The following is an 18,737-nucleotide window of genomic DNA, read 5'->3' as shown; positions in this document are numbered from 1 at the left end:
GACACCTCTACTTTATCATCTTGAGAATGAAAAAAGTAGTGAGTACTCTCTCCCGTCGGAGATTTCTTCACTACTAATCTTAGTATGTTTTTGTCATCTTTGAAGATTTTATAGCACAACCCTATCAAGGCGATGGTGAAACCACCAAAACTCAATAAAGTTTGTACCACTTCAAACGCTGTCAAAAGATTGTTACCCCCTTTCCGTCAGATTTTGATGAATTGCACATAGGCATCACCGTCCTCTCACTTAGAAAGTAACCACCGTCTTTCTCCTACATCCATTCATGGATACAGGAGCACTTTTCTACTGTTCTATTATACCATATCGTCCACAGAAATTTACTGTGGATTTTTTTGAACCTGTATTCACTTGTGAAGTACTTTCATATAAGTAATAGTTTTTTGTTAATCAAGGCAGTTTTTTGAAGAAATACTGGCTGTATTTTGAAAAAAACTAACGATGAGTAGCTTAAAAACTAGCCTTAGATGAAGGTGCTGAACTGTGAATGCCGGTTCTCAACTGTTGGATTTCTTCTTCTAGGGCCTTGTAGGCCTTTCGAAGTTCCATTTGTTTGCGCATGGCTTTTTCGGCAAACATCTTTTTCTTGAGCTGGGCTGCTTGCTTTTCCATTGCTGCTAAGCGTTCCGTCTGCTCAATCTGGTCTTTGATAGAAGCTCCGCCCCCGACCAGTTCTTCTTCCCCCGCTTGTTTGACCAAGTTTTCATAAAACTGGTCCAAGTCCCTTTCTTGGTAGGTCAATGCCAGAGGTTTGTCTGTTTGAAAGTGACGAACAATCTTAAAATTCCGTCCCTCTCTCGATTGCGCCAGCTTTTCCTTAAAATGAATCAAATACTGGCTAGTCCCATCTGGAAATACCAGATGAAAGAGAGTGTAAAATCCCAGATAAGTGTCCAGCTCTGCTAGTAAGTGCGGGTCTAGTTGCTGACTCAAGAGGTCAATCCGAAGGACGATGATTTGCTGAATGGTCTTGCCCGCTGGAATGGGGAGGGTCTTGGCATCTAGTTGATGGGTAGCGGTAATCTGGCCGATTTGTTGCCGTAGGAGCTGCTTCTCAGCTGTAGACAGACCAAAATTATCTAGAAAGTCCTTGTTGCCTTTTTGATAAGGCTTGTAGAGGACTTTGGGTCTTGGAATCTGAGTAGATGGTAAAAACGGCATCTTAGTCTTCTCCTTTCAAAACGGCAAAGAAGGCCATTAGTTCAAAATCATCACTTCCGTCCACCCCGCTATCCATAAAGTCAATGGTATCTGACGTGAAGAGGGACTCATTGAAGGTCTCCTCATCGCTCTCCACGAGATTTTCAAGACTTCTTTGCAAGAGGTCGGAGTAATGCTCCATTTTGGCGCCATCATCAGTGGCACGATTGTAGGTTGCCACCAAATCTTTCTCAGGCTGATTTTTGCCCTTGGTAATCATGCGTAAATGTTCCAGCAATGCCTTGGTATCTGCAATGGAGTAGACCGTTTCTCCCTGGCCACTGATATAAACCAGATAGTAGGGATGAAGACGATTTTTCTTACTGAGATGGGTCTGGTGGGCAATATTCTTCAAGAGGAAGATGGCTCCAGCTGGTTGACCTTGCCCTGCCTGCACCACTGCTTGAAGACCTTTAGGCATAGCTTCTAACTCTGGGTGTTTGGCTAAATAGCTGAGCAGGTCCATACGGTAGTCTTCCAAACCTAGATCCATAATGGAAATCCCCTCATTCATATCTTCCAAATCAACGACCTCTGTCTGGAGGCGTTCGAGCTGTTTCTTCCGATAATTATTGTCCTCTATTTCCTCGTTGGTCAAGACATTGTCATCAGCCGTTGAAGTCAGTACAGAGATTTTCATTCTGGATTCCACACGCGCCTTGAGATCGATATAAGTATCCAAAGCAATGTTGGGCCAAAAATTGACCAGCTGGATGTACTTGTTCTGACTACCAATACGATCTACCCGTCCAAAGCGCTGGACAATACGGACAGGATTCCAGTGAATGTCATAGTTAATCATGGTATCAGCATCTTGCAGGTTTTGACCTTCTGAAATAACATCTGTCGCAATCAAGACATCAATTTCTCGATGATCATCAGGATAAAGCAAGTCCTTCTGCTTGGATCTCGGTGAAAAATAGGTCAGAAGGGTGTTCAAGTCCTTATTTTTGAGTGGCAAAGTGGTCGAAAAGCCTTTTGTCCCTGAAATCTGGGCTGTGTGAAGTCCATACTTATCCAAGAGATAATGGCTAATATTTTTATAAAGATAGTCTGTTGTCGTCGCAAAGGCTGAGAAGATAATCACTTTCTTGTTATCTGGATTGATTGGCTGTGCCAATTTGTCATCAATCAAGTTAAACAAGGTCTGTAATTTCTGATCTTCCTGTGGGGTGATTAAATTGACCAGGTCTTCTAATTCTCTCAACACTGTTTGGTCAGCCTGTAAATCCCTCTTCCAAGATAGGTAGTCCATATCAGCCAGCTTGATAGGGAATTTCTTTCCAACGAAGAAATCCGTGTTGCTATCTTCGACATCAAAATCATCTTCAGCCAACTCTTGCAACTGAACACTTCCCTCACCACCTGCAACTTCAAACTCATCTATGCTCAGAATTGTTTTGTCTACATAAGCCTTGACCACGTCAATCAAGGTATAGCGAAAGGCCTCAATAGAACTTTCCAAACGTTTCAAGAGGTTGATCATCATCAGTTTCTTAATACCCGTTTCCCGTCCAAGCTGGGTCAAGCCTTGCCCTTCCGCTTTTTCATAGCGGGAACGTTTTGAGGGATGAATGAAAAGACTTGGCTGATAAATGGTCAGTTGTAGCTGATCCAATAGAGAATAAATCCGTTCGTAAGTAATGTCTGTTCGATTGACCGTCAAGTCTGGATAGAAGTTTTTAGGGGCCAGTCGTTCTGGAAAATCACCAATCGCATTTCTATCATAAAATTGTCGGATATGCTTACGGCTTCGTGCAATGGTCACGCTATCAAGGACTTTGAAGAAATCAAAATCAAGTCTATCTAGTAAAGCTGCTGTCGTCCGTGATTCTGCTGGTAGCTCTGCCCATTGATTATAAGCAGCCTGTGCCATACGGAAGATATCATTGATGGAGGATTTGGTATCTAATTTGGCATCAAATTGTGCCGCATCGCCTTCATAGGCTAGGGCAATTTGATTTTTCAAATCATTAAAGCGATTATTGACAGGGGTTGCAGACAGCATGAGGACTTTTGTCGGTACACCGCTTTTGATAATCCGATTCATCAAGCGGGAATAGCGATTTTCACGACCTTCTTCAATCTCGGCATCAGATGATCCACCATTTCTAAAATTGTGTGATTCATCAATGACAACCAAATCATAGGTGTCCCAGCGGTTGAGCGCCAAATCAATGCCATTTGATGTTCCCTTATCACGGCTGAGGTCTGTATGGTAGAGGATATCATACTGAAGATAGCGGTCGTAAATGGGATTGTTGACATAGTCGTGACGGTACATATTCCAGTTGTGCTCCAACTTTTTGGGACAAAGAACCAAGATCCGTTTGCCTCGATAGGCATAGTAGGTCATGACTGCAAGAGCTGTAAAGGTCTTTCCTAGTCCGACCGAGTCCGCCAAGATACAGCCGTTGTATCGTTCCAATTTTGAAATCAGCGACTTGACGGCATCCTTTTGAAAATCATACAAGAGATTCCAAATCTTGGTTTCCTTATACTGAACATGTTCATTTGGTAGTTGGTCCTGATTAACGTCTTCCAAAAATTCACTAAAGATATTATAAAGCATGACATAGTAGAGGAATTCTGGCGAATGTTCCTTATGGGCCAGGGTCAGATTTTCTAAAACTTCCTCGGTCACATCACGGAAATATTCATCATTTTCCCAGTAATCTTCAAAGTTTCGCAGATAGGTCAGGCTTTGTGGCTCTGTGTAGAGATTGCGACTGGACTTAAAAAGTGAATTTTCATAACCCAGTTCCTTACGGTCAAAGTTTTTCAGCTTGTCTACTGCGATGATTTGACCGTTGTCAATCCGAATGCCGTTGTCAATTTCTTCATGGACATTGATAGACTTAAACTGAGCCTTTCGACGTACCCAGTCGGCACACTCTCTGGCAAGCGATTTTTGGGTCAGCTCGTTCATCAATTTGAGCTCGTACTCAGCTCCAAATATAGATGATTCTCGCTGTTTCTTGGGTATAGTATATTCGCGGTATTCTTTGGCGACTTCGTTGGTCGTGAAGGTTGGGCTGGTAAAAATAAATTGTAGCTCTTCAATTTGCTCAAGCTCTTCTTTTAAAGACTGATAAGCAAACATGGAAAAAGTTGCTGCAGCCATCTTAACTTTACTGCCTTTTCCTAAATGTTCTTTTAACTGATCCCCTAGGAGCACCAGTCGGTTATCAATTTCCATAAAATCTCCTTCAAATGTTCATCCCAGATGTAGTATATCACCTTTGGTTAAGGATTTCTAGTTCTCCATCCTCCTCACCATCTCCTCCATATCATAGTCAAAAAGCAGGTCATGGCAGTCCGTAAAAAGCTGGCGACGCTTGTCATCATCCACCAACGCGATATCCACTCCCCTATCGTCATAGCAATGATAAATGACTTTTTCCTTACTGGATAGGAAGAATACAGAAGATGAAAGGTAGTTAAAGCCACCATGATCAGCCTTGATAATCTCCCGCAAGAGAGCTTTCAAATCTTGGTCAGCGGCTGGGAAAAGATAGCGTTCATAGACCAGCACTTCTCCCGTCCAGTCCTCCACTTCTATCAGCTCAGGCTCAGGACACTTGTTAAAGTTAAATTTCGATGTAAAATGCCAGAGGTAGCTGGCTATATCCCTTTCTTCCTCTTGAAGAAGGGAGAGAACCACATAGTCGTATCCTGAACTAGCCCGCTCCAAAAGCTCTACCGCACGCGCATAAGCTCGGTCCAGATAAACTTTCTTAGGAAGGGTTTCAGCCTCCTCTGCAGGACCAACTTCAAATTTCAAAGCGAGCGGGGTTGCATAGAAAAATGGACCTACCAATTGGTGTTCTCCAAATTGAAAATCTGAAAGCCAATCCTGTAAATGCATGATGTATCTCCTTCTATACTTTTGTATCATTATATCACGCTTATCAAAATTCTGTCTAGTTTTCCATAGGAAAATATGATAGACTAGTACTAAACACAAACTAGGAGAAAAATATGAAAACAGCATTCATTTCAGAAAAAGCCAAATCACGCTTTAACCTCAATTTTATCCTATCGCCTATCGTGGGCATTATCTTGATGATTCTAGCGGAAATTATCGGCTATATAGTCATAATGACCTTATTTTTCAACTACATCTATGACCCATTTGTATCACTAAGTTTGGAATTATTTTCCTTTGCCTTTATCAGCCTCGCTGTTATCCTCTGGGCAAGATTTGTTGAAAAAAGTCCTTGGCTTGGGCTTGGGATGACAAAAAAAGGAGCCCTAAAAGACTTCCTACTGGGTTGGGGACTTGGAGCCGCTATGTTGACTGCCTGTGTCTTGCTTATGTGGGGATTTGGGGCTGTGCAATTTACTAGCTTTCACATTTCACCAGCCTTTCTGGGTGAATTTCTAGTCTTGGTCCTAGCCTGGTCCGTTCAAGGAACAACAGAAGAATTGCTCACACGGGGCTGGATGTTTTCATCCCTAGCTGCCAAGCACAATATCCCTGTCGGTATTCTGGTTTCCTCCCTCCTCTTCACCTTTCTCCACTTGGGAAATAATGCCATCTCCCTCATTCCTCTCTTAGACTTGACATTATTTGCCATTCTGGCCTGTCTGGTCATGTTGAAAACAGGCAATCTCTGGGTCATCAGTGGTATCCACGCTGCATGGAACTGCTTCCAAGGAAATGTCTTTGCCTTTCCAGTGAGCGGAACACAGGCTGGGCAGGCCTTTATCGCAGTAGAAACCTCTGGCCCAGACTGGTTGTCAGGCGGTGCTTTCGGTGTGGAAGGATCCGTTATCAGCCTCATCGTCCAAGGTCTTGTCATCGCCTGGTTGGTTTACGACCTCTACTTTAAAAAGAAAAATACAGCTCAATAATGAAGAAAGACTGTCGGCTATTCACTAGCTGACAGTCTTTCTTTTAAATCCTGATAAAAAATAGCTCTGCTGATTTGATAGTAAGGTCTGACATAAAAAGATAGAAGGTTGAGGGTCAGGCATTCACTGATAAACCAGACAAAAAATGCCAAGTCCAAACAGAAAGCTTTCCAATAAGCTCCCTTCATCAATAGCTGACTTTCTTGAAAAACAGCTCTAGGCTGATGGTAGCGGTCCTCTGCTAGTTGGTCATATAAAACAAATACGGTCTGGGAGAATCGATAATGGATAAAGAAATAGATTAGACTTCCAAGGACCAGAAGAATGAAGCCTGTCTGTAAGAGTTGGCTTGGATGATAAAGTGCCAGCTCTGCCATTGCCCCAGGTGATAAAATCATCAAACTATGCAAAACCAAGCCGGCGATGAGATGGCCAATACCTATGCCCAGCGGTAACCCCGCTAGAAAATCAATCAAGTAATGGAAAATCAGGGTGATTAAGACTGGTTTTGTCCACTCCTTTCTGGGAAGGAACAGACTGCCCTTTACATTAAGCTTATCCACTTCTCCTTTGAGAAAGGACATGAGCTGAAGGCTTGCTAGACCAAAGAGAATGTGTATGATAGCATTCAATATCGAGCTAGTGACCAGGGCCAGAGAGAGATGGGCTACCAAACGTTCTACAACCAGACTGCTATCCTGCCTAAGCAGAAGAAAGCCTCTTAGAGCAGCAAGTAAGCCCCCTACAAGATGACAAATAGACAATACAACTACAGGCGAAAAGGCGGCCGTCATGCCCTGGGTTGCCTCACGGATCAGGGTAGCTTCTGCCATCTTCTCCTTCATCCACATAATCATCCCTCCTCTCAACTCTCTACTTGTTAACTCAACCATTCGCTCCACTAAAGTAAAAGCTAAACTACCGACGATGACATAAACCGATTGCTTTCTGAGAAAAGACTTTTAAAGACAAGAGGATTTTTTGCCTTCAAGTCCTCATAAAACAAGACCCTACAGGTCCAATAATATGGATAAACATGGAAAGCTAGCAATCCCAAAGTCATGAAAATACCGATAAACCAGCCCAGGAAAGACAGGTCTAGCAGAAACAAACGCCATCTATTTCCTTTCATCAATTGCCAACTCTGTCTGAATAAGACCAAAGGTGAGGAATAGGTCCCAATTTCCACATGGTCATAGAGTAGAAATTCGACTAGGCTAAAACCATAGCCAAGAAAACCGGTCACTAAGCCCCCTATGATGAGCATGACAAGTCCTAACTGCACATTACTAGAGAAAAAGAAGTCGCTCAAATCGGGCAACAAGCCCATATAGATTGTAAAAAGAACTCCTTTTTCTACCAAGTACCAGCTGATAAGACTGGTTCCAATCAAAATCGGTAGACTGCACACAAAGAGCAAGGCTCTTCGAATGACAACCGTTAAAACCAGCGGGAAGATATTCTTCTCATCCAGTCGGTTAAAACAATCCATGAAAGTCAAACGGCAACCATCTTTTCGAACGACTCGTATGAGCTGAAAACACGCGGTGATTATCAGACATTCTATAGCCAGATTTAAAAATATGCTTGGTGGAGATAGGTGGATTTGAAAGCTACGAACACTGCCAAATTCCTCAACCGTTTTGTTAAAAATAGGGATACCAGCCCAGCCATAAGCAAGCTTCAAGTAAGATGTAACCAGAGTAGAGAGAAAAGAAATCAAAATGGGGGGCATAAACAAGAAAATCATCCCATCTGTTGTACTTCTAATATCTCTTGCTTTCGCACGAATATCACTATTTAGCATAGATTACCCCTTTCGTTTAGCCTTCGGGTCTAAGACCATCAAGGAAAAATCTCCTTGAGTTGATACCTACTATTGATAAACCAGCTCTCAATTGTATATATTATACTATTTTGTACAAGAAATTTCTATAAATTCTATAAAAAAATTGCAAAAAATCCTAGTCTGCAGACTAGGATTTGATAAAATCAGATTACCATCCTTTCTCTACTCGATGACATCAGTTCTGTTCTTCTATTCTGTATTCTAATCCATACTGGTCACGCGATAGGTAGCCATAATCTACCAAGTAGCGTCTTAAAATAGCATAATCATCATAGATCTCAGCTAGAAAGGCATTGACATCTTTTTCTGTAAATGTTGAGCCCTTCTTAGCCAATTCCTCCTGCAAGTAGGCAAACAAGACCTGCTTACTTTTTAATTTTTTCGGAATGACAAGCAACTTTCCATCTCGGAAAAATTTTTCTTGAATATCTTGAGTGTTCATACTTCCCCCAAAAATCCTAGCCCGCAGGATAGGATTTAGTAGTATAGTCTTTCAGTTTTCTTTTGTACTAGCTCCAAAGGTTTGGGAAACCTTTGGAGGTCGGAAATAGAGCGAATAAAATTCGCATCAAAAGCTGCAGACAGCTTGCACAGACCAACTGCCTGTGCAAGTCTGGAAATATTACTTGCGATAGCAAGTCACAGCTGCAGAGTACGGCAAAGCGAGTTCAAATAATCTGAAATTATTTGAAGTTGGAGATAAGGAAACGGAGTTTCCTCATACGTCTAAGTAATAAAAGATAAAATGGAAGACTAAAGTTTAACGAATTTCAGCACCAAGTGCTTCGAGCGACTTACTGATTTTCTCCATATACTTCGCCACTTCCTCATCCGTCAGGCTGTCCGCAGGATTTTGGAAGGTCAGGTTATAAGCCATAGATTTCTTACCAGACTCAATATTGCTGCCCGCATAGACATCAAAGAGGGTCACCTTAGTCAAGCGTTTCACGCCCGCACCAGCAATGGCATCCAAGACATCCTGATGCTTGACATCGCTGCTCAAAAGCAGGGCAATATCACGGCTAACTGCTGGGAATTTAGAGATTTCGGTAAATGGCTGAGCAGGCTGGAGGGCTTCTTCAATCGCATCCAGATTGATTTCAGCCACATAGGTTTCAGGAATACCGTAGTCCTTAGCCGTTTGAGGATGTACCTGACCGACAAAGCCGATCACAGCCCCATTCAAATGGATTTCAGCTGTCCGACCTGGGTGCAAGGCAGCAATCTCACTGGTTGCTACAAAGTCAACTGCCAACTTGTAATGACCAAAGATAGCTTCCAAAATCCCTTTGGCATGGAAGAAATCAACTGGCACAGCTGGTGTCTGGAAGTCTTTCTCAGCCACCAAGCCAGTCAAGACAAGGGAAAACTTATTGATTTCTTGTGGCAGGTCCTCTTTTGGATTGCCAGACTGTTCAAAGATTTTACCGATTTCATAGAGGGCCAAGTTCTTGTTCTTACGAGCCACGTTGTAGGCTACCGTTTCTAGCATACCAGACACCATGTTCTGACGAAGGGCAGAGCGGTCAACGGTCATTGGCCACATGAGTTCAGTCACAGTGGTTGGACGAGCCGCAAACTCCACAGCCTTGTCAGGCGTTGTCAAGGCATAGGAAATGATTTCTGTCAGGCCTGCACCTTCTGCCAGGCTACGCACTTGGCGACGGATGTTCTGGGTCAGGGTCAACTCACCTGCTGTTCCATCCTCTTTGGGAAGAGTGGTCGGCAGATTATTGTAACCATAGATACGAGCGATTTCCTCTACCAAGTCTGCTGGAATGCGAATGTCCCAACGACGACGTGGTACTGCGACTGTAAACTGACTTGCATCGCCAGTTATTTCCATACCTAAACGACGGAAAATGTCTGCGATTTGGGCAAAGTCGAGGTTGGTCCCGAGCGAGCGGTTAACGTAATCAATGGTTGCTGTGACTGGGACATCCGAAGTATCCACGCTGCCCGCAGAAACGATACCAGACAAGACCTGACCGCCAGCCAGTTCCGCAATCATAGCAGCCGCTGTATTCATAGCCTCTGTCAAGGTCGCTACGTTGATGCCTTTTTCAAAGCGAGAAGAGGACTCTGAGCGAAGGTTGAGGCGACCCGAGGTCTTGCGGATAGACTTGCCGTCAAAGAGGGCCGCTTCCAGCACAACCGTCTGAGAGTTGTTGTCAATCTCTGTGTTGGCACCGCCCATGACACCACCGAGGGCAACTGCCTTGTCCCCAACGGAAATAACGATGTCATCACTAATCAAGTCACGTTCTTCGCCGTCAAGAGTTACCAAGTTCTCACCCTCTTTTGCCTGACGAGCTACGATTTTCTTACCGTCAAACTTGTCAAAGTCAAAGGCGTGCATTGGCTGACCGAAGTAGAGCAAGATGTAGTTGGTGATGTCCACCACGTTGTTGAGCGGGCGGATACCTGCGTTCATGAGCAGGTTTTGCAACCACTGTGGACTTGGTTCGATAGTCACATTTTCAATGACACGGGCCGTGTAGGCAGTCACCTTTTCTGACTCAATGGCCACTTCAATCACATCGCTGGCCTTCTTGTCGCTTTCATCCAAGGCTACAGGCTTAAAGTTGACCTTGCTATCATAGATAGCTGCCACTTCGTGAGCCACACCACGCATAGAGAGGGCGTCGGCACGGTTTGGTGTAATGGACAACTCAATAATCTCGTCGTCGAGGTCAAGGTATGAAAAGACTGGCTCACCCACGACTGCATCTTCTGGCAGGTGGTAGATACCGTCCGCATAGACTTTTGGTACAACTGAGTCGGACACGCCGATTTCGCTCAATGAGCAGAGCATACCCAAAGACTCAACTCCGCGGATTTTGCCTTTCTTAATCTTGTAGTTGCCAGCGATACGAGCTCCTGGCAGAGCAACGATCACCTTGATGCCTGGCTTGACATTTGGAGCACCGCAAACGATTTGCGTGATTTCCTCACCCACATTGACCTGACAGATATTGAGGTGGGTATCTGGAATTGGCTCAGCAGACACAACCTGCCCGACAACCAAATTAGAAAGGCCAGCACTCTTTTGCTCAACCCCTTCTACTTCAATTCCTGTTGTTGACATTTTTTCAGACAAGTCATGACTTGTCGCTTCAAAGTCAACCAGTTCTTTTAACCATTTATAACTTACTAACATATTATCCTTTCTGGTGCAAAGGCCGTTTCAGTAGCCAATCCACATCAATCTTATCACCGACCGCAAATTCATGCTGGCCAAATTTTTCAAATCCGTATTTGGAATAGAATTTCTGAGCCTTGTAATTATGTTCCCAAACTCCCAGCCAGACCCAGTCACAACTAGACTGCTCTGCTTTTTCCAAAGCAAATTCAAACAAGACCTTCCCAAGACCGCGACCTTGAAAAGCCTGCAAGAGATAGATACGCTGGATCTCAAAGGCATTTTTCAACTCCTGCTCCGTCTGGGCAGGACCTTTGTTAAGCTTAAGATAACCAGCTATCTGATTATCTACTCTTAGAAAATAGTGCTGGCAATTGGGATCCGATAACTCACTCGTCAAGACCTCCACGGAATAAGCCTCCTCAAAGAAAGCCTCCAGCTCCTCTGGATCATTATCATGGGCAAAGGTTTCAGCAAAGGTCTGCTTGGCCAACTCCTGCAAAACGGAAACCTCTTCTAAACGTATCGAATCTATCTGCATCTCATTGCCTCTCATTTCTAACTGGGTTAAGTAAACTGCTAGAGCGGCCACCTTTTCTCTCAATCAACAATCTACTAACTTTATCGGATTACTAGTATTTCAAGCAAAACGATATTTTTTGCTTGAAAACCGTCGTAAGGTAGCTAGGAAAGTCGCTCAATAGCGATTTCCGTTCACCTACTCCAGCGGTGTTACGACGGTTCAAGGTTGAAAACAACATTTTTTTCAACCTTGAACCTAGTGAGGGGAGTAGGTAGACCGCCATAGCAGCTACCGTTTTTCACCTTAAACAACCTGACAAACTTACTAAATCACGACGGCTTTCAAGCGAAACGATATTTTTGGCTTGAAATCCTAGTAAGGTAGCTAGGAAAGTCGCTTAATGGCGATTTCCGTCTACTTAAGAGCTGACTTTGTCAGCCTTAAGTAGTGCTACGTTAAAACTGCTCCGAGAATCGTACATCGCCTTGATAGAAACCACGGATATCGTTGATTCCGTAGCGAAGCATGGCAATACGTTCTTGACCAAGACCAAAGGCAAAGCCAGAGTACTTGGTCGCATCAATACCACTCATTTCCAATACTTGTGGGTGAACCATGCCGGCACCAAGAATTTCAATCCAGCCTGTTTTCTTACATACGTTACAGCCATCACCACCGCACTTGAAGCAGGAAACATCGACTTCAACAGAAGGCTCTGTGAACGGGAAGTAAGATGGACGCAGACGAATCTGACGCTCTTCACCAAACATTTTCTTGATGATCATTTCAAGTGTACCTTTGAGGTCACCCATGGATACATTTTCACCGACAACCAAGCCTTCAATCTGGTGGAACTGGTGGCTGTGGGTCGCATCATCCGTATCACGACGGAAAACACGTCCAGGCGAAATCATCTTCAAGGCACCTTTTGAGAAATCATGCTGGTCCATGGTCCGTGCCTGAACAGGTGACGTATGGGTCCGCATGAGGATCTCTTCTGTGATGTAGAAGGTATCTTGCATATCACGTGCTGGGTGGTCTTTTGGCAAATTCATCCGCTCAAAATTGTAGTAGTCTTTTTCCACTTCAAATCCGTCAACGATTTGGAAGCCCATGCCCAAGAAAATATCTTCGATTTCTTCAGAAGTTTGAGTCAGGACATGGCGTTTTCCGACCTTGACCTGACGACCTGGCAAGGTCACATCAATGGTTTCTGATGCTAATTGTTGTTGAATTTTCGCTGCCGCAACCTTCTGAGCTGTTTCTTCAAAGGCAGCCGTCAGCACATCACGCACTTCATTAACTTGCTTACCAACGATTGGTTTCATTTCGTTAGATAGGTCTTTTAAACCTTTCAACAAGTCCGTCAAGGACCCTTTTTTACCCAAAACCGCAACACGCAGGTCTTGTAGTTCTTTTTCTCCTTGGTGCTGGATTTCTTTTAACTTTTCAAGTGTAGTTTGGCTTAATTCAGCCAACTGTTGTTCAATGTTTGACATAATTCCTCCAATAAAAAAACGCATGACACCACTCGTATCGGAGCGTTGTCACGCGGTACCATCCGTTTTCATCTGCTAGGCAGACCTTAGTTCCAAGTCCTTGTGTGAGTGAATTCGACCAACTTTCACTGATTGAGCTTGCAGTCACGGCTCAACTCCCTGGACAGTTTCCATAGGTGTACTAGTCTCACAGACTTCTATTCAATTAAGAATATTTTATCAAAAAGAAGAAAGTTTGGCAATTGATTTCTTTACTCATTCACCGTAATTTCCCCACTATGATAGTTAATACTCAATCCACTCTGCACATTTGGGACGAACACATTGAACTCTAAGCTGCCATCTGCTGCTTTGGCTTCTAGATGACTACCTACTGGAATTAGGTCGTCTTTTTCTGCATAGATTAGGCTTACACGGTAGCGGACGCGCTTGTTCTTGTCCAAGGCTTTTCGTACCAAGGTTTCAAAGTAATTCTGACCTGTTGAGGTAGGATCATTGGCTTGATTAGACCAGGCTGTTTGAACCGCTATGTTTTTTGGATTGCTTGTTGAGGCATCAAATCCAGCTAGACCACCAATCAAGGCATAGCCTAGGAGGTGCCCACGGTCCACTGCATGATCATATTCCCCTGGTAAATCATGAATTTGGTGCCAGCCAGCAGGAGTCCATGATGTACGTCCATTACCAGTTGCTTCACGATCCTTATACTGACGTGTTGACTTAGCCAATAGGGCATTGGCTACGGTTGGAACCGTTTCTCCTTGGACAGTCTTTGTCTTGTTATCTCCATATGGTGCACTAGCGACCGAAGCATCTAAATCAGTCTTATTGCCGTTGATTAGAAAAGCCCCAGCTCCATTCCATTCAATGGAATTCCCAAGTTGTTTCCTTACTTTCTCCGTCAATACCGAACTAGCCAGCTCCTGGCTAGGTGTAAACTCGCTTGCTTGCGATTGATTGACATAATAAGAATAGTTTGCAGCATTGTCGCTGCTCGTATTATTTAAAAAGTAGCCACCACCAACTACAACAATAGTAGCTAACAAACTAAGTAGGCTCATAGCCTGTTTCTTTACATTTTTCTTAGCCATAATATCCCCCATCAAAAAAGTAGGTTACCCTACTTTCCTGTAAATTTATTGATTAAATCCTGCCATTTTGCAGGGGATAGGACTGCAAATAAATTATCCCCATCACCAATGACACCATAGCCTACCATCAGTCCTAAAGCAAAAACCAGTAGGGCTAAAAGTGCTACGATAGCAACCAGAAGCAGATTTTTTCCAACATAGTTCAGATTTTCCTTAAACATTTTCACTTTCTCCACTTACACGTCTGATGTCCGCGCCAAGTCCTGCCAATTTCTCATGGAACCGATAATAACCTCGGTCCAAGTGGGACAATTTCCCCACAATCGTTTCACCTTCAGCGACCAAACCAGCCAAAATCAAGGCTGCACTTGCCCGCAAATCCGTTGACATCACCTGGGCACCCTGCAAGGTCTGACCACCTGTAATGATAGCTGTATCACGCAAAATTTCCGAATGCAAGTCCATGCGACGCATCTCTTCTAGATGTTGGAAACGATTTTCAAATACTGTTTCAATCATGGTTGATTCCCCCTTAGCAACTGCCATAAGGGCTGTAAATTGAGCCTGCATATCTGTTGGGAAACCTGGATGAGGCAAAGTTTTTACAGTTACGGGTTTAAGTTTATCCACTTGCGAACGAACTCGGATGCCCCCTTCTTCTTCTGTCACTTCAACACCCATTTCTAGCATCTTAGATATGAGAGGACGGTTGTGTTCCCAGACAGCATCCTTGACCAAGACATCTCCGCCTGTCATTGCAGCAGCCACCATAAAGGTCCCTGCTTCAATACGGTCTTGAACAACTTGGTGTTCAGCTCCATGCAGCTGGTCAACACCTGTGATGGTAATGGTTTCTGTACCAGCACCCTTGACCTTGGCACCCATTTTATTGAGGAAAATTGCCAAGTCAACGATTTCTGGTTCCCGCGCAGCATTTTCCAAAACAGTCGTACCTTGAGCAAGCGTTGCAGCCATCATTAAGTTTTGCGTAGCCCCAACACTTGGGAAATCAAGATAGATATGAGCCCCCTGCAATTTCTCTGCACTCGCCTCAATATAACCCGCACGTTGCTTTATCTTAGCACCAAGTGCCTGCAAGCCCTTCAAATGCAAATCAATTGGACGACTACCAATGGTACACCCACCCGGCATGGATACCTTAGCATAACCATTGCGAGCCAAAATTGGCCCCAGAATGACAATAGAAGCACGCATCTGGCTTACATACTTATAAGGTGTTTCGCTACCAAGTTTACCTGTCGCATCAATAGCTATAGTCTTTGTTTCCTCGTCAAATTTCACACGAACTCCTAAACCACGAACGACGTTGTTCATGGTATAAACATCCGACAAAATAGGCACTTGAGTTAATTTGGTCTGTCCTTGACTAGCTAATACCGTCGCTGCCAATAAAGGCAGAACAGCATTCTTTGCACCTTCGATTTCTACCTGACCCATCAAGCCAGTTTTACTACCTTTAACAATAATTGTGTCCATTTACTATCCTTTTCTTACTTAAATCACATACTTGCAAATGAGCGCCCCACCACCAACAATTCTAAAAAGAAGGTGGAAACTAAGTAGCCCAGCGCAATGGCTAGAAAGAGAATGAGCAGGTTGATTTTCTGCCGGTTTTCTCCTGTAACCTTTAACCACCGTGACCAGTCAACTGTTGTCACCAAAAGATGATGGGCCAGATAGATAAACAGTATGTGACTAAAAAATTGTAAAATTGAAATAATCATATTTTCATTATACCATGAAAACAAAAAATGAGATTGAACTAAGTCCAATCCCATCTCTTTTAGTGTGTTAATGTTTACCAACTCGAATACGGTTAATGGCCCTTTGAAGTGCAACTGTAGCACGTTTTTCCAAATCAGCATTGTGGGCCTTATAAGCTTCTTCAAGCTCTCTTTCGGCACGCAACTTAGCTCGTTCTGCACGACTGATGTCAATATCACGCTCACGCTCTGCTGAATCCGAAATTACCGTAATCATATTCTTATTGATTTCAATAATCCCACCATTGACGGCAATCCAGTCCACGTGGTTTTCATCATCTACACGGCGGACTTTCATTTCATCGATTTCCAAAACGGCAATCAGTTCCTCATGCCCGGGATAGATTCCCATCTCACCTTCGACAGTCTTTACCAAAACAAAGGCAGCATGGTGGTCATATTTCATTCCATCTGGTGTCACAATTTGAACAGTCATTTGTTCCATAAGCCACCTCTTAGAATCTCATTTTTGCAGCTTTTGCGACTACATCCTCGATTGAACCGACATTTCGGAAGGCATCTTCTGGTAGATGGTCATGTTTACCGTCCAAGATTTCCTTAAAGCCTTTAACAGTTTCTGCAACTGGCACATATGAACCTGGCATACCTGTAAATTGCTCAGCAACGTTAAAGTTTTGAGATAGGAAGAATTGAATACGACGAGCACGTCCAACCAAGGTCTTCTCTTCGTCAGACAATTCATCCATACCAAGAATAGCAATAATATCTTGCAATTCCTGGTAACGCTGAAGGACACGTTTGACTTCCATAGCAACTACATAGTGTTCTTCCCCTACGATTTGTGGAGAAAGTGCACGAGATGAGGATGCCAAAGGATCTACTGCTGGATAAATACCAAGCTGGGTCAATTTACGCTCCAAGTTAGTCGTTGAATCCAAGTGGGCAAAGGCTGTTGCTGGCGCAGGGTCCGTATAGTCATCGGCAGGCACATAGATAGCCTGGATAGATGTAACAGAACCTTTTTTAGTTGAGGTAATTCGTTCTTGTAATTGCCCCATCTCCGTAGCAAGTGTTGGCTGATAACCAACGGCTGACGGCATACGACCCAAGAGGGCAGATACTTCTGAACCAGCCTGCGTGAAACGGAAGATATTGTCGATGAAAAGAAGCACATCCTGACCTTCCACATCACGGAAGTATTCCGCAATGGTCAAACCAGTCAGTGCAACCCGCATACGGGCACCTGGTGGCTCATTCATCTGACCAAATACCATGGCCGTTTTTTCAATAACACCTGACTCTTTCATTTCCCAATACAAGTCGTTCCCCTCACGAGTACGCTCACCAACACCGGTAAATACAGAAATACCACCGTGTTCTTGGGCAATGTTATGAATCAATTCTTGGATAAGAACGGTCTTACCAACACCGGCACCACCGAAGAGACCAACCTTACCACCTTTTAGATAGGGTGCTAGGAGGTCAATTACCTTGATACCTGTTTCCAAAATTTCGCTTGATGTAGATAGTTCATCAAAAGCCGGTGCTTTCTTATGGATTGGCTCACGTTCAAAATCAGCTGGGAAAGGCTCATCAAGGTCAATGGTATCTCCCAAGACATTGAAGACACGACCTAGAGTTTCCTTACCGACTGGAACGGAGATTGGACGACCTGTATCAAGGACCTCCATCCCACGTGTCAATCCATCTGTTGATTCCATGGCAATGGTCCGAACAACGCCATCACCAAGTTCCAAAGCAACTTCAAGCACAACTTTTTGCTTGGAATCATCATTTTTATATACAACGAGTGCGTTGTTAATCTCAGGAAGTTTATCTTCTGCTGCAAACGCAACGTCCACAACTGGTCCGACAACCTGAGTAATTTTGCCTGAACTCATTCTATTTCCTCTATTTCTATTACTCAAGGGCTGAGGCACCTGCTACAATCTCAGTAATTTCCTGAGTGATAGCTGCCTGACGAGCCCTATTGTATTGAATTGTCAAATCGTTAATGACATTCTTAGCATTATCCGTTGCTGTCTGCATGGCCGTCATACCAGCCGCATTTTCAGCAGTTTTGGCATCCAAAATCGCTCCGTAAATGGTGGATTCTGCATATTGGGTCAACAATTGCTCCAGAATGACTTCACGGTTTGGCTCTAATTCAAAAGTAGATGTATAACCATCTGCTTCATTATGGTCCAAATCCTCAACAGGAAGCATCTGCTGGACACGCACCTGACTGGTCAAGCTATTGACATGGTGGTTATAACAGACATACAATTCATCGAAAAGTTCATTCTTATACATTTCAACAGACTTAGAAATGATTTTTTGAACCTCTTCAAAGCTTGGATTGTCCGCCAGACCACGCAATTCAAAGACTGGATTGATACCACGGGCACGGAAGAAATCAGCTCCCATGCTACCAATGGCAATAATTTCATACTCATCTTTTGAGTCATGGTCCTGTTCAATCATGCCCATTACAGCTTTCAAAATGCTGGAATTATAAGAACCTTTTAATCCACTGTCCGATGTAATGACAATATAACCCGATTTTTGAACTGGACGACGAATCAGCATTGGATTGCTTGTATCTGAAGCCATCAATTCTCCACGCAAGAGGTCCGTTGTAATCTGACGAACCTTGCTAGCGTAGATCTGAAAGGATTGCGCTAATTGCTCAGATTTGGCTAGTTTAGAAGCCGAAACCATCTGCATGGCACCGGTGATTTGACTGGTTTTCTTAGTTGATGCAATTTTTGACTTGATTTCATTGAGAGAACCTGCCATTATTCACTCCT

18 protein-coding genes are annotated in these 18,737 nt (G+C 43.7%); 1 reads left to right on the top strand and 17 read right to left on the bottom strand.

Annotated elements, in window-relative coordinates; all coding sequences use genetic code 11:
• From RFK25_RS11745 to RFK25_RS03125, 4 genes are all read right to left on the bottom strand, one after another.
• Window positions 1–185, bottom strand: a 185-nt coding sequence (locus tag RFK25_RS11745) for a putative holin-like toxin (protein ID WP_443035547.1), incomplete at its 3' end; no start/stop codon positions are given.
• Between the two features lie 286 nt (window positions 186–471).
• Window positions 472–1,182, bottom strand: a complete 711-nt coding sequence (locus RFK25_RS03135) for a DUF4391 domain-containing protein (protein WP_332411430.1) — start codon at window positions 1,180–1,182, stop codon at window positions 472–474.
• 1 nt (window position 1,183) lies between these two features.
• Entirely contained in the window at window positions 1,184–4,420 is a 3,237-nt protein-coding gene (locus RFK25_RS03130; RefSeq protein ID WP_332411428.1) for a helicase-related protein, read from the bottom strand.
• 57 nt (window positions 4,421–4,477) lie between these two features.
• Window positions 4,478–5,089 carry a DUF3885 domain-containing protein gene (locus RFK25_RS03125; RefSeq protein WP_332411426.1) on the bottom strand — a complete coding sequence of 204 codons (612 nt, stop codon included), beginning with the start codon at window positions 5,087–5,089 and terminating at the stop codon, window positions 4,478–4,480.
• Between the two features lie 113 nt (window positions 5,090–5,202).
• Here RFK25_RS03125 and RFK25_RS03120 point away from each other — a divergent pair, with 113 nt between their 5' ends.
• The gene (locus RFK25_RS03120; RefSeq protein ID WP_332411425.1) at window positions 5,203–6,078 is read left to right on the top strand and encodes a CPBP family intramembrane glutamic endopeptidase; all 876 of its coding nucleotides are present in this window, start codon (window positions 5,203–5,205) and stop codon (window positions 6,076–6,078) included.
• A 17-nt stretch (window positions 6,079–6,095) separates the two neighbouring features.
• Here RFK25_RS03120 and RFK25_RS03115 read toward each other — a convergent pair whose 3' ends face one another.
• From RFK25_RS03115 to RFK25_RS03055, 13 genes are all read right to left on the bottom strand, one after another.
• Complete coding sequence (locus tag RFK25_RS03115) at window positions 6,096–6,929, bottom strand: DUF975 family protein (protein ID WP_332411424.1); 834 nt, start codon at window positions 6,927–6,929, stop codon at window positions 6,096–6,098.
• Window positions 6,930–6,991: 62 nt separating this feature from the next.
• Window positions 6,992–7,885 (bottom strand): DUF975 family protein, encoded by an 894-nt coding sequence (locus RFK25_RS03110; protein ID WP_332411423.1) that lies wholly within the window; start codon window positions 7,883–7,885, stop codon window positions 6,992–6,994.
• Between the two features lie 217 nt (window positions 7,886–8,102).
• Window positions 8,103–8,369, bottom strand: coding sequence for a DUF2087 domain-containing protein (locus RFK25_RS03105; protein WP_172028588.1), 267 nt, complete (start codon window positions 8,367–8,369; stop codon window positions 8,103–8,105).
• A gap of 318 nt (window positions 8,370–8,687) precedes the next feature.
• Complete coding sequence (gene pheT / locus RFK25_RS03100; RefSeq protein WP_332411422.1) at window positions 8,688–11,087, bottom strand: phenylalanine--tRNA ligase subunit beta; 2,400 nt, start codon at window positions 11,085–11,087, stop codon at window positions 8,688–8,690.
• A gap of 1 nt (window position 11,088) precedes the next feature.
• On the bottom strand, window positions 11,089–11,610 hold the full coding sequence (locus RFK25_RS03095; RefSeq protein WP_332411438.1) for a GNAT family N-acetyltransferase: 522 nt from the start codon (window positions 11,608–11,610) through the stop codon (window positions 11,089–11,091).
• Window positions 11,611–12,047: 437 nt separating this feature from the next.
• A complete protein-coding gene (gene pheS / locus RFK25_RS03090) occupies window positions 12,048–13,091 on the bottom strand; it encodes a phenylalanine--tRNA ligase subunit alpha (RefSeq protein WP_029187816.1) in 1,044 nt (347 codons plus the stop codon).
• 251 nt (window positions 13,092–13,342) lie between these two features.
• Window positions 13,343–14,182, bottom strand: a complete 840-nt coding sequence (locus RFK25_RS03085) for a DNA/RNA non-specific endonuclease (RefSeq protein ID WP_332411419.1) — start codon at window positions 14,180–14,182, stop codon at window positions 13,343–13,345.
• Between the two features lie 29 nt (window positions 14,183–14,211).
• Window positions 14,212–14,403, bottom strand: coding sequence for a DNA-directed RNA polymerase subunit beta (locus RFK25_RS03080; RefSeq protein ID WP_105113934.1), 192 nt, complete (start codon window positions 14,401–14,403; stop codon window positions 14,212–14,214).
• Entirely contained in the window at window positions 14,396–15,679 is a 1,284-nt protein-coding gene (murA, locus tag RFK25_RS03075) for a UDP-N-acetylglucosamine 1-carboxyvinyltransferase (protein WP_332411416.1), read from the bottom strand. The genes RFK25_RS03080 and murA overlap by 8 nt, the downstream gene beginning before the upstream one ends.
• A gap of 23 nt (window positions 15,680–15,702) precedes the next feature.
• Window positions 15,703–15,927 carry a DUF1146 family protein gene (locus tag RFK25_RS03070; protein WP_332411415.1) on the bottom strand — a complete coding sequence of 75 codons (225 nt, stop codon included), beginning with the start codon at window positions 15,925–15,927 and terminating at the stop codon, window positions 15,703–15,705.
• A 67-nt stretch (window positions 15,928–15,994) separates the two neighbouring features.
• Window positions 15,995–16,411: a F0F1 ATP synthase subunit epsilon gene (locus RFK25_RS03065; protein ID WP_105113936.1), complete on the bottom strand. Its 417-nt coding sequence runs from the start codon at window positions 16,409–16,411 to the stop codon at window positions 15,995–15,997.
• A gap of 10 nt (window positions 16,412–16,421) precedes the next feature.
• The gene (atpD, locus tag RFK25_RS03060) at window positions 16,422–17,828 is read right to left on the bottom strand and encodes a F0F1 ATP synthase subunit beta (RefSeq protein ID WP_105113937.1); all 1,407 of its coding nucleotides are present in this window, start codon (window positions 17,826–17,828) and stop codon (window positions 16,422–16,424) included.
• Window positions 17,829–17,847: 19 nt separating this feature from the next.
• The gene (locus RFK25_RS03055) at window positions 17,848–18,726 is read right to left on the bottom strand and encodes a F0F1 ATP synthase subunit gamma (RefSeq protein ID WP_024398204.1); all 879 of its coding nucleotides are present in this window, start codon (window positions 18,724–18,726) and stop codon (window positions 17,848–17,850) included.
• Window positions 18,727–18,737: the final 11 nt, after the last annotated feature.

The sequence above is a fragment of the Streptococcus sp. SS-4456 genome (assembly GCF_036680365.1).
Lineage (GTDB): Bacteria > Bacillota > Bacilli > Lactobacillales > Streptococcaceae > Streptococcus.
This window is presented reverse-complemented; position numbering and strand designations above follow the sequence as displayed.